Origin of the sequence: Streptococcus sp. 2021WUSS109 (genome assembly GCF_044427305.1) — a bacterium.
In the GTDB taxonomy this organism is placed as follows: domain Bacteria; phylum Bacillota; class Bacilli; order Lactobacillales; family Streptococcaceae; genus Streptococcus; species Streptococcus suis.
In genome coordinates, this window is the sequence record NZ_JAOTGF010000030.1 from 1 (window position 1) to 15,402 (window position 15,402).

Genomic DNA, 15,402 nt, shown 5'->3' on the forward strand with positions numbered 1-15,402 from the left:
CTGGAGTTGGTGGCATGACCATGAACGCAGGTGGAACCACTTTGCGTGAAGTTGGACAAAACGCCAAGAAAGGTTTTGACAATCTTGTTCAAGCCTTTGCGAAGAATGGGGATGAGGTTACCCAGGGGGCTGGGCGAGGTTCTAAAAATTCTAAGGCTGTTGGAAATATGAATGAATTTCTAGAATCAGATTTTGGTCAAGAGATAGGTGATAGTTTACAAAAAACTAAAAAACGTTATGATGGACAGTCCGTCTATAAAGTAACAGAAAGTATAGGAGAATTGAAAAAAGGTGACCAGTTATATTTGGATGGCTTGCATAAGGATCACTTAGAGGTGTTTGATAAGCGAGGAAAATTAAAAGATGTTCTTAATTTAGATGGAACATCAAACCTTGATAAATTAAATAAAGCTATTGGACGGAGATTGCCATGATTGAAGATTTGAAAAAACTATTAGGTATTTGTGAACAATACAATGCGATATTAGGGGAGTCGTTGGAGGACAATGAGGACTTAAAAGATTTGAAAGAAAATATAGAATGTTACTTAGAAAAAGACTATCATAAATTACTATCAGCCATTGAGTTGTTTGATAAAACTATAGTTGATAGTTGTGAGGGAGATGAACGCTATAATCAGTTTTATCAACAAATGCTGTCATCTATGTCTAGTTTTGCAGTATACTTTGATGATTTTCATAAAGTCATATTTCGATTGAATAAAAAGAGGAATCACTTAAAGGGAGCAATTACTCTTGCAGAATATGAAGCTTCGGATATTTTGAATATTACATATGAAGAGTGATTAGGGCCAAGTGTTAATTACAAAGCGACTCGAAATCATCTAGACTTTTCTAGGTGATTTCTTTTTGGTGTTGTATAATATATATGTAATTATTTGGAAACAGACTATTTCTGCATCAACTAGCTGAGAAGCTCTGCTATTTTCCCCCAAAAATAAAAAACCTACAGCTACGATGTTGCCGGTCGTCTCTTGACGGAGAAGAATGCTCTGGATCTAGAAAAGACCTATGCCTACGATGAGATGGGCAATCTGACCAGCATCACCAGTCCGAGCGGCGCTAAGACCAGCCTGTCCTATACGAAGCTGGATCAGCTTAAAACGATCACCAGTCCGACAGGCCGTGAGACGGAGCTGAGCTATGATCCTGTAGGGCAAGTGACCAAGCGAGTTATCAATGGTAAGCGGGAGACAACTTATGCCTATGACCCGAATGGCAATCTCTTAGAGGAAGTCAATCCACTTGGTCAGGTGACCAAGCGAACCTACGACGCAGGCAATCGTCTGACAGCCGAGACCAATACCGCAGGTCAGACCAGTCTCTATAGCTATGACAAGGATAACCGCCTCATCAAGGTGTCCAGTCCGACAGGCGCAAGTAGTAGCCTCACCTATGATGGCAATGGCAATCTAACCAGTGTTCTCTCAGGAAGCAAGCGCCTTTCCAGCTACATCTATGACCAAGAAGACCAACTACTGACCGCAACCAAGGGAAGTGGAGATGAAGCCTCAACCAGCAGCTACACCTATGATAGTGTGGGCAATCTCACCTCCATCACCAATGGCAATGGTCAGGTAACGAAGTATAGCTATGACCAGCTAGGAAATGTCATCGAAAAGATGAATGCGCTGGGAGACAGCGAGACCTACACCTACGATGTCAATAACCAACTCTCCAAGATTACCAAGGCTGATGGTCAGACCATTAGCTACGACTACAACAAGCTGGACCAACTGCTGACCAAGAAGACTTCTGCCGAGTCAGAAGGTCAGGTCCTCTACAGCTATGATGCGGATGGTCGCAGAGTGGCGATGAGTGACTTGACGGGTCAGACCCGCTACGCTTATAATGAAGAGGGTGAATTGACCGGTGTTCGTCAGGGTGATGGCAGTCTGATTACCTACACCTACGACGACTATGGCAATATCACCAAGATGGTCTATCCAGATGGTAGCGAGGTAGCCTATAGCTATGACGAGCTCGACCGCCTGACTAAGGTGACCGACCGTGACGGAAAGGTGACCACCTACGCCTATGATAAGGCTGGTGACATGACCAAGATTGAGCGTGGAGACGGCACGACAAGTGCTCTGACCTACGACGCAGCCCATCATGTGACAGAGATTGTTCATCGTGACAAGAAAGGCAAGCTGATTTCCAGCTATGCCTACGAGTACGACGATGGCAACTACATCGCCAAGGAAACCATCACGCAGGATGGGGAAACTCTGGTCCAAACTTATACCTACGATAGTCTAGGTCAAATCGTCCAGATGACCGTTTCAAGTAAGGATGGCAAGGAACTCTCTACCTTCAGCTACACCTACGACCATGCAGGAAACAAGCTGACCAGCACGGAAACGGTGGATGGTAAGGAAAGCAAGACAGAGTTTAGATATGACGTCGAGAATCGCCTGCTTGAAATGAAGTCTGGCGACAAGACCATCACCTACACCTATGATAAGAACGGCAACCGTGTGTCATCGGGTGCTGGTGATGCCAAGTTGGACTATATCTATGACACGGAAAATCGCTTACTTGCGGTCAAGGATAAGGAAGGTCTGCTTTTCGCTGCCCTCTATGATGGGGATGATAACCGTGTCTTCACAGCCAGCAGGACCCAAGCGACCAACACCTACCAGCTCTTCAAACGCAAGCCAGCGGATAAGAAGCGCAAGTCTCCGTATACTGCACCAGATGGCGAAGCCAACAGCCTCTTCTGGTATGGCTTCACGCAGAATGTCGTCCAGTTCTTCTCGAGCTTCACGACCAGCGAGGGCTATGATTGGATTGAAACCTTCGATACCGTCTCAACTGCCTACCATCAGAAGGTAGCCAAGGACCGAGCGACGGAAGAAGGGCTTGTGGTCAATCCACCAAGCGAGGACAACCTACCGGGTGAAGACGAGGTGCTCTACAGGAGTCAAGTGCAGGATGTCCTCATCCCTTACACGACCAAGGAAGACACCTATAACTATTACGAGACCCGAAACTACGTCAACGACGTCAATCAGCAGCACACCCAAGTCCTGCAAACCTATGACGACCAGCTCCAGAAACGGGAGACCTATGTCTATGGCAATGGCAGAGCTACCTATACTAATGAGAGCACTGGCGACAGCTATCACTACCTGACCAGCCAGTCTGGCTCTGTGACAGGTCTGACTCAGAATGGCAATTCTGTTGCATCTAGCTCTTACAATCTCTACGGAGCAACCAAGCAGACCACAGATACCACAGGAAATCCATTTGCCTACAATGGCGAAGCACGGGATGTGACAAGTCTGGACTACCTCCGTGCACGATACTATGACAACCAAGCAGGCACCTTCCTGACGGCTGACAGCTACTCAGGTAGTCAAACAGACCCGCTCAGCCAAAACCTCTATGCCTATGTGCAGAACAACCCAGCCAACTATACCGACCCGAGTGGGCATATCCGCTCACCGCATGCCATGTTGGATGACCGATTTGGTGGCAAGGTCTATGATAGTCCAAGACCACTGATTAACACAGATGATGGCACGCTTTACGCACCGAGCACACCTCAACACAAAGCCCATCAAATCCGTCAGAAACAAACAGGAAACTACTCATACGTCTATACACCGAAGGTGTACAGCAATACCCCAATCATCAAACCAACCAGTTACGAGCAGGCGCAGGCACAACGTGACCGAGCAAGAGAGCAAGTACGCGTCGAACAACGTCGCCAGCAAAACATCAGAAATGAGTATAGCAGGGCTACAGGTTCCAAAGGTATGGCTAAGTTGAGGGAGGTCCAGAATCTCATTAAGAACTGGGGCAAGGCGCTGGAGGAAACTCTTAAACACGTATGTAATCCTCAGACTACGAAAGGTAAGGATTCAGGTACTCGAAACAAGCCAAATATCAGCGTTGCGGATTTCCACAAGATTGAAGAAGCTAATAAGTATGGATTGACAGTGGCTCAAAAAGAGCGCATTGATAAAATGACACTGGATCAGTATCTTCAATCTCCGCAAATGACAGCGGAAGAAATACTATATGCTCGTCAGGTTAAATTTGCTTCCTATACAGAAGCAAGAAAAGACGTATTCCCAACGTTTGTTGCAGAGTTAAGCGGATGGAATAACATTCAGCGTCTGAGAGATGGGGTTGATCCGACAACAGGTGAACAAGCGAATCGCTGGTTTGCAGCAGGTGAACTCTCTCTGGATTTAGCAAGTAATCTACTACCAGTTTTGAAAGCTGGAAAAATTACCCAATTAGGTAAGATTCTAGATGCAACTGATGATGTAGTTGATACGTTTGATCATGTTAGTGATGTTGCAAAAACTACAGATAAGTTGGATGATGTTAATGCCGCGAGTAAAATTTTTGAATTATCGAATGTTAATAGTTTTAACGGAGCTAATATAAAAGATGTTGAAAAGTATTTAGATGAAGCATTAGAGGGGTATACAAAATCTCCACTGAAGCGTGGAGAAGGAGTGAGGTACTACGATGGTAGAGGGAATTCTTGGCAATTAAATTATGGTTACGCAAATGCTACTGATGAGATTCACAGCGGTGCATACTTAAAAACAACAGTGGGAGAAGGAATAGTTAGGATACCACTGACCGGAGGTAAATAGACAATGAAGACAGAAGATTTAAAAGAGTTGTTGCTATCTATTGCTGAAGAAGATGCTATCATATCTCGCTTATACGGTCTCTTTAGTTTGAGAAAAGGATACTCTGTTCAATTATTAGAAGAAATCATTCAGCATGGAATAAAGATTGGATGGTTTGAGATGGTAACTGTGCAAACTGGAGAAATTACCCATAAGGATATAGAATGGAAAATTGATAATGTTTTCCAAGAGATTATATTCTCTGATAGGAACTTTTCTGTGATGACCTTGTTCAATGAATCAGACGAGATACCGAATGAATTTAAACAATTTAGTTCCTAAGTATATAGTCTAATAATTATGCTGTGCCTAATCCTGAAGCATTGCAGGTTCCATATGATGCGTCCATAAAAGCAACTTTTGATACTAAACAAATTTTAGATGATATCAGAATACCGAGTGGAAAATGAGGTAAAGCCGATTATCTTGAACCTTTAGCCTCAGATTTTCCTCAGTTTGGTTCAGGAGATAACGACTGAATCTATAAAGATAGATAAAATAGTAGATTTGAGGAGAATGCCATGAGCAATAAGTTATTAACTACTGAACAAATTTATCACCAGATTAAGTTGTACTGTTTATCTAATCATATTTTATATGAAGAAAAACAGCTTGGTGAGTGGGCTGATGATTTACTTAATATTATATATTCAATCGGCGGAGCACCTACTAGCTTAATAGTAGAAAAAATGTTACCAGAATACATAACCCAAGTAAATATCAATTGACGAGTAAAGCCACTTATCAAGGAAAAATAATCGAACAGAAAGGGATATCGATACAGTCTTGTTTGATTTAAGTACAATTTTAAATTTTAAGGTACTTCAAGAAGAGTTCGGATTTGATTCATACTTCCATGAAACACTGTATCAGATATATCTATCAGGCTACGAAGGGAATTATCTTAACGGTACATTTTATGTAATGAACCCACAATCTGAGGAATAGTTTTAGTATCTTTTGAAATCATCTAGGCTTTTCTAGGTGGTTTCTTTTTTGTATGGTAGAATAAATGTGTAGACCTTTGAGAACAGAATATCTATGCCGAACTAGTTTGGCTGCTCTGCTATTTCCCTAAAAGCTGACAGCTATCCAGGTAGTCAAACAGACCCGCTCAGTCAAAACCTCTATGCCTATGTGCAGAACAACCCAGCCAACTACACCGACCCGAGTGGGCATATCCGCTCACCACATGTCATGTTGGATGACCGATTTGGTGGTAAGGTCTATAATAGACCAAGACCTCTGATTAACCCAGATGATGGCACGCTTTACGCACCGAGCACGCCTGAGCACAAAGCTCATCAAATCCGCCAGCAACAAACAGGAAACTACTCATACGTCTATACACCGAAGGTGTACAGCAATACCCCAATCATCAAACCAACCAGCTATGCGCAGGCACAGGCACAACGTGACCGAGCAAGAGAGCAGGCACTCGCCGAACAACGTCGCCAGCAAAACATCAGAAATGAGTATAGCAGGGCTACAGGTTCCAAAGGGAAGGCTAAGTTGAGGGAGGTCCAGAATCTCATTAAGAACTGGGGCAAGGCGCTGGAGGAAACTCTTAAACACGTATGTAATCCTCAGACTACGAAAGGTAAGGATTCAGGTTCTCGAAACAAGCCAAATATTAGCATTGCGGATTTCCACAAGATTGAAGAAGCTAATAAGTATGGATTGACAGTGGCTCAAAAAGAGCGCATTGATAAAATGACACTGGATCAGTATCTTCAATCTCCGCAAATGACAGCGGAAGAAATACTATATGCTCGTCAGGTTAAATTTGCTTCCTATACAGAAGCAAGAAAAGACGTATTCCCAACGTTTGTTGCAGAGTTAAGCGGATGGAATAACATTCAGCGACTGAAAGATGGGGTTGATCCGACAACAGGTGAACAAGCGAATCGCTGGTTTGCAGCAGGGGAGCTCTCTCTTGATTTAGCAAGTAATCTACTACCATTTTTGAAAGCTGGAAAAATTACCCAAGTAGGTAAGATTCTAGATGCAACTGATGATGTAGTTGATACGTTTGATCATGTTAGTGATGTTGGGGACATAACTAAAGCGGGGGCGGGAGTAGGAAATCCGGTAACAATACTTGGTAAGGGAAGTACAGGTAGAGTTGTAGCTAATACACTTGAAGAACAGCTTGCTATGAAAGAAGTAATGTCTAATCCTTTAGCAAATGCTTTCGAAGTTCCAATTACTATGACTGACACACGTTGGCTTGGTACAGAAGGATGGGTCAAAATGCAAAGAGTGGTTACCCTCTCAGATGGTACAAAAATTAATATCCACTATGTTTATAATAAAATGACTGGAGCATTTGATGATTTTAAATTTAAATAAGGAGCAGAATATGGATAATTGTTCTTTTGAAGTTGTCTGGAGGGACAGTAGTGAGGATCTTTTAGAATTAAAAATTGAAGTAATAACAGAATTTGTAGTGATGCATCAATATTGTTATATTTCTTCTTTAGACCTAATTAATAATATGAAAGTTATTCGTCAACACATAGAACAGCAAATGTTTGAATCAAAAATAATTTTTGGTAACATGACAGGGAATTTTACACCGAGTTTTTCTATGTTATTTTTCTCAAAGAAGGCAAATGATGATATTCTAGTTGAACTTGATTTAGAAATTGCTGATAATAATGAAAGAAAGCATCGGTGCCAATTATATGTGAAATCTAAAGCTGAATTTTGGAGAAGTTTTTCAGTTAAAGTTGAAGATATGGTAGAAAACGCTGATTCTTCAAAAGTTATTTTATCTCCTTATAGCATTAAGTAATTTGTCGGAGTTGGTGGCATGACCATGAACGCAGGTGGAACCACTTTGAGTGAAGTTGGACAAAACGCCAAGAAAGGGTTTGATAATCTTGTTCAAGCCTTTGCGAAGAATGGGGATGAGGGCAACAAAGCCTATAAGAATAGCTGTACTAAATACGCGAAAGGGCAAGTAGATGAAGTATTTAAGAATGCTCAAAAATCCAATAACGGAAAAGTAATAGACCCAAGTGGTAAAGAAATAATATGGGATAAAACAAAGCCTAGAAATGGTCAATGGGATATGGGGCATATTCCTGGTGAAAAATACTCGGATATGCACAAAAATATATGAATGCTTATATTACTAAGGAGGAATTTTTAAAGTGGTTTAGAAATCCTAAAAATTATAGACCTGAGTTACCATCAACAAATAGGGGGCATAAATATGAATAGTAAGAGTATGGGATTAGGTGGAGCAGTAGTTTCGAATAATATATTGAACAATAAAGGTAAAATCAAGTGGATTTTTCGGGAAGAGGGTACTAATGAATTGGATAACGGTTGGCGTTTCCTTTCTGAAATAGACACAGACGAGTTCCTATCTGATTCGAGTAATATGTCAGTTTGTGATTGGGGAACTATAATTGATATTGAACCCGCTATTCTTTCAATATATGCTTTACCTGTTGGGACTGAATTGATGTTGATTTATGAAGGATGTCGAAAATATTTTGTTGATTCAAATACTGGGCAAACTTTAGCGCTATGATATGTATAAAGAAACGTCTGACGAGTATCTCAAGCGATTATCAAGTAGTTCAGTTTGTGGTGATTTAGATTAAAAAGTGTAGCATGTTTACATTAATCAACCATAATGAGGTCATTATATATGAATAAAAAAATGATTTATGCTCTATCTATAGCAGTATTCGCAATCATACTATTGCCGCTCTTTTTAATGTTTTCAAAGCCTCGATATAGCAATGTTTTTGAAGAAATTTATCAAGACGAGTATCATCATGCTACAAATTCTTTTTTACATACAAATTCTACTTTAAATAAGATTCCAGATATGGAAGAAAATAAATCAAGTGGTTTATTTTACGGTCATATTTCAGAACAGTATCGCTCAGAAGTTTTACCTTTAGGGGTTGAGAATATTTCATACAGCTTTAATTTCCCAGATGATAAATCAGAGGGGGGCGACATGTCCATAAACTTTCGTTTCATGCATAGCAATGGAGAAATTATAGACATATACTATGTGTATAAATATAATTCTGATAAATTGGTACAGTCTATAGGGATTATTAGCGAAAAAAGGTTAACAGAGTACAAGCAGATTATGGAGTATGTGCAAGAGAAAAAAATTAGTCTTTCTCCATACATTAGAAGAAGCGAAGAATTGTTACGGAATAAGATTATTCCTGACTGGCTTCGAGTCTATCCTAGTCGTTTCTCTAAGAATAATTGGGGAAATATAGAGATTGTTGCTGAAAATATATCGGATTAGTAGAATTTAAACTTTTGCTAATATTTCAGTTTCTGACTAGCAGGAATATACTATATGTTAAATAATTCAGGAATTACTAGGGAGAAAGTATTTGATATATCCGTGGGTATTGATTATGTAAAAAAAGAGATATATAGCGCTGAAAAAGTTACTAATATGAATCAGTTAAAAGGCAAGAATTCTGTAGCTTATGATTTCATATTGAAATTAGAGGAGGGAGCGAAATGATAAAACGTACAATTAAAGTCTTCGTCCTTGTTCTAGGTGTCGTTGTAGTTTATCTAACCTATAGTTACCATCGATTACATAATCCAATAGATGAAATTATCTATTCAGAGATGACAAGTATAAAAGTTATTCCGATAAAATCGTATAGTCAGCTTATAAAAAGTGATACCAGTTATGATTTTTCTGATAATACAGGATTTGTGACTCTACACTATAATTTGCGCGAGTTACTCAAACCAGAAGAAACAGTAACAGTGTATATAGACGATACAAAAGGTTTCATTTTCTCGTACCAGCATGACTTTAAAAATGGTAGGAAATTACAGATAAATTATATATATGATGGCGTTGAGAATGTCACACAGTCTATTGTTGCAATTGAGAATGACGGTAGCGAAAAAAAGACTCGAGAAGAGATATTAGACTTGTTGAGAGATGATGACCTTGATAGTACATGGCTTAGTAGACAATCAACCTATGTCTGGGAGACATTGTTGCTGTCGGTCTGGTTTGAAAAAGGTAGCCACCGATATTCCTTTGATAACATAGGGAATATTCAGATTGTCAAATCAAATATCCTTGGGTGAGGAAACCCTAGTTTGTCGTTTTAGCTACGATACCATCGCTCTGTCAAATATCTCTATACTCATGTAACGATTTACCTTGAGTTCTTTGAAGTGTTGAAGAAATATCAGTAAGGCAGATAAAATTTTCCTATTTGTAAAAGGGGAACAATCTCTGAAATCATCTAGAATTTTCTAGGTGATTTCTTTTTGGTGTGATAGAATAAATATGTAGATCTTTGAGGACGGAATATCAGATGGAAACTGTAATGAATTTAATAAAAAATAAGAAGAACTACTTTCTGTGTGCTCTTGCAATCTTTCTAGTACTATTTATTACTATTACTTGCTCAAGAGTTTTTTCAAATAATGTGTATTATTTAGATGCAGAAGGGAGAATTGAATTAAATATTAAGGGAAACTATGATAATCTTGATGCATATATGATGTTTGAGATTGCTAGTGAGTCGAAAAATGGAAAGATACGACTATCAGGTAGAAATATTTTGGCAGATATAGACTCCAACATTATTTATAATATTGAAAAACAGCAAATTGAAAAATGGATAGATACAGATAACGACGGGGTATCAGAATTAACTATTTTACCAAATGATACTTCGCAAAGTATATATATAGATTCAAAAGGACTTGTTATAAAGCTACCGAATCAATATCGTTTTTCAATAAATTCTCCTAAAGATTTTTCAATTGTAGTTGAGAATATATCAAATACTTCAGTATCGTTTTCTAAAAATGTAAAATATAACTAGTAGGTTAGGTTATTGCGGACACCTACGATGCCCTCCTGTTTTACAATATACAATAATTATCTTACAGATTAAGTACTTATTAGCTTGTGCTAAAATATTGACGAAGGGCGGTTGGATTAGTTTTAACATTTGAAACGCTATCAATAAATTTATCGACTATATAATAAATGTGTAAATTTTTGATAACAAAATATCAGGTGGAAATTGTCAAGTCGCTCATCAATTTATTCAAGGTTTGAGCCAATGATGTGGAGATATATATGAAGCATAAATTTTCAAAATATTTTTGTTATAATTGTCATAATTGTCACGAGCTCATTTCTGATTTTTAAAGTTTTTAATTACTATAGTCAAAAGATAAAATATAATTCCTTGTTAATGACCCAGATGGAGGAGAGGTATCTATATTTGTTGGTCTGGAACAAATGTTTAGCGTTGAGTACTCAAAAAGTTTGGGAAACAGTGTCTATTTATGAGTATAGAGATAAGAAATTACTAGAAAGCATTGAAATTTCTAATTCAAGTAGTTCTTTAGTATGGGCTAAGTCCAATTACTGGATAGATAAAAAAGGGCGAAACGGTCAATTTGCAAGAATACTTAGAGAGCGCCTATTGGTTTTCTTCTTCCAAAGGCCTCCCTTCTTTGCAATTAACTGAAAAAGAAGAACTATTAAATTATTTGAACACCTATGGCATAGATGCTACTTGGTTAAGGGAAAAATCATCCTATATTTTGAATGATGTCGTTCTCAAGACTTGGTTTGAAAAGGGGACTCAACGCTATTCGTTTGACAATCTTGGGGATGTTAAAATTATAGAATCAAGTGTATTAAAATAAATTGCAAGCTTGTATATTATGGCTTGTTAATCAATGAAAATGAGGAAATCCGTACGTCCAGAGCTACTGAAAGTATAATAGAGCCGAGGACACAGAGCTATTTTTTTAGAAACTGTGGTATACTTTAGACATACTGCCTGACATCGCTTCAGTAATTTCTGCTTAGAAAGGATTTATCGTCTTGCAATACAAACACTTACTCTTTGATCTTGACCATACTCTTCTTGATTTTAGTCGTGGAGAAGAAGTAGCCTTAACCCAGTTTTTGACAGCTATGGAGGTTGAAGATATTCAAGCTTTTAAAGAAGTCTATCGACCGCTCAACCAGGGCATGTGGAAGGATTTGGAAAAAGGGAACATTACAAAGAAAGAGCTGATCAATACCCGCTTTTCACGGACCTTTGACCACTTTGGTCGGCAGGTTGATGGAAGGGAGATGGCTTTGCGCTACCAAGAATTTATTGGGCGGCAGGGACAAATTTTTACAGGTGCAGATAGACTTTTGCAGGAATTGACAAACCGAGGCTACCAGATTTATGCGGCTACCAACGGCGTGACCTATATACAGGAAAATCGCTTGTTGCACTCACCCATTCAATCGTATTTCAAAGAAGTATTTATTTCTGAGCAGATGGGGACGCAAAAGCCTGCGGCTGATTTTTATGAAAAAATAGCAGAGCAGATTTCAGGTTTTCAATTTGACCAAGCCTTAATGATTGGAGACAGTTTGACAGCAGATATTCAAGGCGGAAATAATGCAGGTATGGATACTGTTTGGTATAATCCTTCTAAACTGATAAATAACAGTAAGGCTGTTCCCACCTATACAATTCACAGTTATCAAGAATTATTAGATTTGTTATAAGATATTTTAAGAAATTTATAAGGATTTTAGTATATAATTATACAGAAAGAATATGTACAAAAATATAAGGAGGAAAAGGTGAAAAGATTATTGAGACGCATTCGTCCAACCAAGCCCCTAAAAGAACTCACTTGGATAGATTTGTTTATTATCACAACGATTTTATGTGGTAATGCTATTTATACCTCAACCATGCAATGGATAGCATCATTTTCTGCAACAGAAGTAGTGGAAACAGGAGTCCAATCCTTTACTGCAGCAGACAATTGGTGGGCTCTAGCCAATCAAGGAAAATTATTCCTGTTTGCCCTGGTGTATTTATTGATTCGGAATTATGATTTCAAGCAGCTAAAAGTAAAATTAGAGTGGAGAGTTTTGCTCTGGGGACCACTGATTTTCATCGGTGCTGGTCTGATTAGCGATTTGGCATTTACAGCTTTTTCATATATTCCAGGTCTGTCTGGTGGGTATAATTTCCTAGGATACTTGCCTTACTATGACTGGAATATAATGATAGTGCTCAACCGTTTCCTAGCCGTTGACTACAGCACAGTTATCTATTCCTTGTTTAATGGCTTCTATGAAGAGTTCTTTTTCTTAGGCTTATTGTTGAGTACAGATAAGAAAAAGCGTTCGCTGGTCTTACTCTTTTCAACAATTGTCCGTATATCTTTCCATACCTATCAAGGAATGGTATCTGCTCTTGTTATTGGTGTAGCCTTCGGCCTTTTCTATTACTACATGTACACAAGGAAAAATGATAATTTATTGCCATATTTCTTAGGGCATGCTCTTGCGGATATGGTTGGTACAAGTTTCTTCACATTGTTTATTGCAGGGTAAACAATGTGAAGAACGGACATCAAGCTAATCGGATAAAATTTCTTTCTCCCTACAGCTGACAAACGGATGATGATATGTAGTTTCTATCAACTCGGTATCATCACCCGTTTTATTGTGCTGATATATTTAATCTGTTCAGTCAAATTTCGATTGCTTTATCATATTTTTTATCCCATATTTTTTTGAATTAATGGTTTATTTATGTTAAAATGTATTTTTATACATCAAAAAGGAGTATAGATATGAAACAAATAAAGAATCGTTTGAAAAAACATATGTTTTGGATTGGACTAATTTCGTTGGTATTGATGCTCGTTGATAATGTCCTGGTTTGTTATTTCAATATTGAGTGTAGTCGTACTTTAAATCAAATCGAGCAGACTATTTGTATTATCCTCAGTATTCTTGTATTTTTAGGAGTGCTAAATAATAAACCGGATGTGAAGGTAGAAGACATCATAAAAAACGGTATGTCATCTAAAAATCAAAAATAATGTTTGGTAGGGACTATTGCTGAGGTATCTCAGCTGTACTTACAATTCAGTATCTCTAGCTAATACTGATTTTTCAAAATACAGTCAGTATTTCCTCAAAAACTATTTGTATATAAATCACTTTACTTGTGAATACAGGTATTTAACATCATATATGTCCACCAGTCGAAAGGCTGGTGTTTCTTTTTATGACATGTATGTTATCATTTTTGCAACAGTGGTAAATGTGCATTCTTGTAAAGAAAACAAATCTAGAGAAGTTCAACGTGCATTAAAATATTAATGGTTAAAATCATAAGCCACCATTAGACGGGGTCTTATGATTGTGCTACAATAGACATAATTATAAGAGAACGGAGTGATAATAATGAAACGTACTATTCTATTATGCTTGCCGGCTATGTTTTTACTAGCAGCATGTCATCAAAAGACAGAACAGACCAATACTACAAAAAATTCGTCAACGGTTGTTTCGACTACTTCAAGTCAGTCTGCTTCAACATCTTCGGAGCAGTCAACAAGCAGCGCTACATCAGCAGAAACAAAACAAGAAGTAACAAGTACAGAGACTCAGGTAAATTTTAACGGTTCCTATTATAGTGTACAAGGAAAATATGGCGAAGTGATTATCGCCAATAAAAAGCATCCGCTTGCAGCTGATTATGCACCAGGCGAAAATCCTGAAGCCTTAGCAGCTTTTCAACGTTTAAAAGCAGATATGCAGGCGCTAGGATTTGGTATCTCCAACAACTACAGTGGATTTCGTTCCTATGAAACTCAGGCAAGTCTCTATCAGTCCTATGTAAATCAAGAAGGACAAGCAGCGGCAGATAGGTATTCTGCAAGAGCTGGATATAGTGAACATCAGACAGGATTAGCCTTTGATTTATTGGATACAAGTGGTAATTTATTAGAAGAACCCAATGCTTCTCAGTGGTTGGCTACGAATGCACACCTATATGGCTTTATTGTCCGCTATCTTCCAGGAAAAGAATCTAGCACAGGCTATATGGCAGAATCCTGGCATGTGCGATATATTGGTCAAGAAGCGACAGATATTTACAATTCAGGCTTGACCTTGGAAGAATATTTTGGTGTACCAGGTGGAGACTACTAATTTTACATTTAGTCAGAAATAAGTCGAAAAATTTGTCCGTATAACTAACTCGTGATATAATAAACCATCATAATTTTGGAGGTCCATCATGCTCAAAGCAATGGAAGTATACTTGGTTACTAATGGTAATGGTTTGGAAGCCATCGAGTTTTATAAAAATGCTCTTGGGGCAACAGTTGAGCAAGTAAATCTATTTAAAGATTTCTTACCAGACTGCCCTGCTGAACTAGAAAATTACGTGATGAATGCACAGTTTCGTTTGAATGGTCAACGGTTTATGTTGTCAGACAACAACCCAGAAATGCCTTATACAGTAGGTGACAATATTACAGTTGCGCTTATCACAGATGATGCTGAGACAGCGCAGGAACTATACAGCAAGTTATCCGTAGATGCAACTGCTATCAATATGGAACTTCAAGCAGTTCCTTGGTCTCCTGCCTATGGTAATGTAACAGACAAGTTTGGTATCTCTTGGCAAATCAATGCTGAAGTAGAAGGCTACGGTCAGGAATATTACGCAGAAAACTAAAATAGATTGGACAATGTCCAATCTATTTCAGAATGAAGACAAAGTCGTTAGAATTATATTTCTAACGGCTTTTTCATATGTAAAGTAGTATAATAGAGATAGGAATACTAGCTAATAAGCAGAGGGAGAATCGCTATGTTACACAAAGAAAATCCAGACTACAATCGCGGTCAATTTGGTTTC

Annotated in this window: 18 protein-coding genes and 2 pseudogenes; all 20 read left to right on the forward strand. The window is 38.4% G+C overall.

The annotated features are described in order from the left end of the window. The coding region (locus ODU37_RS09795) for a hypothetical protein (protein WP_398580476.1) at nucleotides 1-434 on the forward strand (434 nt) is incomplete at its 5' end. Next, nucleotides 431-805: a hypothetical protein gene (locus tag ODU37_RS09800; RefSeq protein WP_024382962.1), complete on the forward strand. Its 375-nt coding sequence runs from the start codon at nucleotides 431-433 to the stop codon at nucleotides 803-805. The genes ODU37_RS09795 and ODU37_RS09800, both read left to right, overlap by 4 nt. 180 nt (nucleotides 806-985) lie before the next feature. Further along, nucleotides 986-1,438: pseudogene (locus ODU37_RS09805) on the forward strand (hypothetical protein); the annotation flags it as partial. Nucleotides 1,439-1,558: 120 nt separating this feature from the next. Continuing rightward, the gene (locus tag ODU37_RS09810) at nucleotides 1,559-4,639 is read left to right on the forward strand and encodes an RHS repeat-associated core domain-containing protein (RefSeq protein ID WP_398580477.1); all 3,081 of its coding nucleotides are present in this window, start codon (nucleotides 1,559-1,561) and stop codon (nucleotides 4,637-4,639) included. Between the two features lie 3 nt (nucleotides 4,640-4,642). Next, on the forward strand, nucleotides 4,643-4,960 hold the full coding sequence (locus ODU37_RS09815; RefSeq protein ID WP_029172752.1) for a hypothetical protein: 318 nt from the start codon (nucleotides 4,643-4,645) through the stop codon (nucleotides 4,958-4,960). Between the two features lie 239 nt (nucleotides 4,961-5,199). Further along, nucleotides 5,200-5,406, forward strand: a complete 207-nt coding sequence (locus tag ODU37_RS09820; RefSeq protein WP_029172753.1) for a hypothetical protein — start codon at nucleotides 5,200-5,202, stop codon at nucleotides 5,404-5,406. Between the two features lie 409 nt (nucleotides 5,407-5,815). Then, complete coding sequence (locus tag ODU37_RS09825; protein WP_153045517.1) at nucleotides 5,816-7,030, forward strand: pre-toxin TG domain-containing protein; 1,215 nt, start codon at nucleotides 5,816-5,818, stop codon at nucleotides 7,028-7,030. Further along, nucleotides 7,011-7,475, forward strand: a complete 465-nt coding sequence (locus tag ODU37_RS09830; protein WP_044759109.1) for a hypothetical protein — start codon at nucleotides 7,011-7,013, stop codon at nucleotides 7,473-7,475. The genes ODU37_RS09825 and ODU37_RS09830 overlap by 20 nt, the downstream gene beginning before the upstream one ends. A gap of 24 nt (nucleotides 7,476-7,499) precedes the next feature. Continuing rightward, a pseudogene (locus tag ODU37_RS09835) lies at nucleotides 7,500-7,906 on the forward strand (HNH/ENDO VII family nuclease). Then, nucleotides 7,899-8,222: a DUF2185 domain-containing protein gene (locus ODU37_RS09840; protein WP_228477867.1), complete on the forward strand. Its 324-nt coding sequence runs from the start codon at nucleotides 7,899-7,901 to the stop codon at nucleotides 8,220-8,222. The pseudogene ODU37_RS09835 and the gene ODU37_RS09840 overlap by 8 nt, the downstream one beginning before the upstream one ends. 120 nt (nucleotides 8,223-8,342) lie before the next feature. Continuing rightward, nucleotides 8,343-8,966, forward strand: a complete 624-nt coding sequence (locus ODU37_RS09845; RefSeq protein WP_024414999.1) for a TipC family immunity protein — start codon at nucleotides 8,343-8,345, stop codon at nucleotides 8,964-8,966. Nucleotides 8,967-9,020: 54 nt separating this feature from the next. After that, nucleotides 9,021-9,194 carry a hypothetical protein gene (locus ODU37_RS09850; RefSeq protein WP_153308791.1) on the forward strand — a complete coding sequence of 58 codons (174 nt, stop codon included), beginning with the start codon at nucleotides 9,021-9,023 and terminating at the stop codon, nucleotides 9,192-9,194. Beyond that, on the forward strand, nucleotides 9,191-9,781 hold the full coding sequence (locus ODU37_RS09855; RefSeq protein WP_029172640.1) for a TipC family immunity protein: 591 nt from the start codon (nucleotides 9,191-9,193) through the stop codon (nucleotides 9,779-9,781). The genes ODU37_RS09850 and ODU37_RS09855 overlap by 4 nt, the downstream gene beginning before the upstream one ends. A gap of 233 nt (nucleotides 9,782-10,014) precedes the next feature. Further along, on the forward strand, nucleotides 10,015-10,530 hold the full coding sequence (locus tag ODU37_RS09860) for a hypothetical protein (RefSeq protein ID WP_153057066.1): 516 nt from the start codon (nucleotides 10,015-10,017) through the stop codon (nucleotides 10,528-10,530). A gap of 586 nt (nucleotides 10,531-11,116) precedes the next feature. Continuing rightward, the gene (locus ODU37_RS09865; RefSeq protein WP_171992285.1) at nucleotides 11,117-11,368 is read left to right on the forward strand and encodes a TipC family immunity protein; all 252 of its coding nucleotides are present in this window, start codon (nucleotides 11,117-11,119) and stop codon (nucleotides 11,366-11,368) included. Between the two features lie 181 nt (nucleotides 11,369-11,549). Beyond that, entirely contained in the window at nucleotides 11,550-12,233 is a 684-nt protein-coding gene (locus ODU37_RS09870; RefSeq protein WP_044754973.1) for a YjjG family noncanonical pyrimidine nucleotidase, read from the forward strand. Nucleotides 12,234-12,311: 78 nt separating this feature from the next. After that, nucleotides 12,312-13,076: a CPBP family intramembrane glutamic endopeptidase gene (locus tag ODU37_RS09875; protein ID WP_249562553.1), complete on the forward strand. Its 765-nt coding sequence runs from the start codon at nucleotides 12,312-12,314 to the stop codon at nucleotides 13,074-13,076. A gap of 242 nt (nucleotides 13,077-13,318) precedes the next feature. Beyond that, on the forward strand, nucleotides 13,319-13,570 hold the full coding sequence (locus ODU37_RS09880) for a phage holin (RefSeq protein WP_024414993.1): 252 nt from the start codon (nucleotides 13,319-13,321) through the stop codon (nucleotides 13,568-13,570). Between the two features lie 367 nt (nucleotides 13,571-13,937). Next, complete coding sequence (gene ldcB, locus ODU37_RS09885; RefSeq protein WP_044679442.1) at nucleotides 13,938-14,687, forward strand: LD-carboxypeptidase LdcB/DacB; 750 nt, start codon at nucleotides 13,938-13,940, stop codon at nucleotides 14,685-14,687. Between the two features lie 88 nt (nucleotides 14,688-14,775). Further along, entirely contained in the window at nucleotides 14,776-15,219 is a 444-nt protein-coding gene (locus ODU37_RS09890) for a VOC family protein (protein WP_002935466.1), read from the forward strand. Nucleotides 15,220-15,402 lie beyond the last annotated feature (183 nt).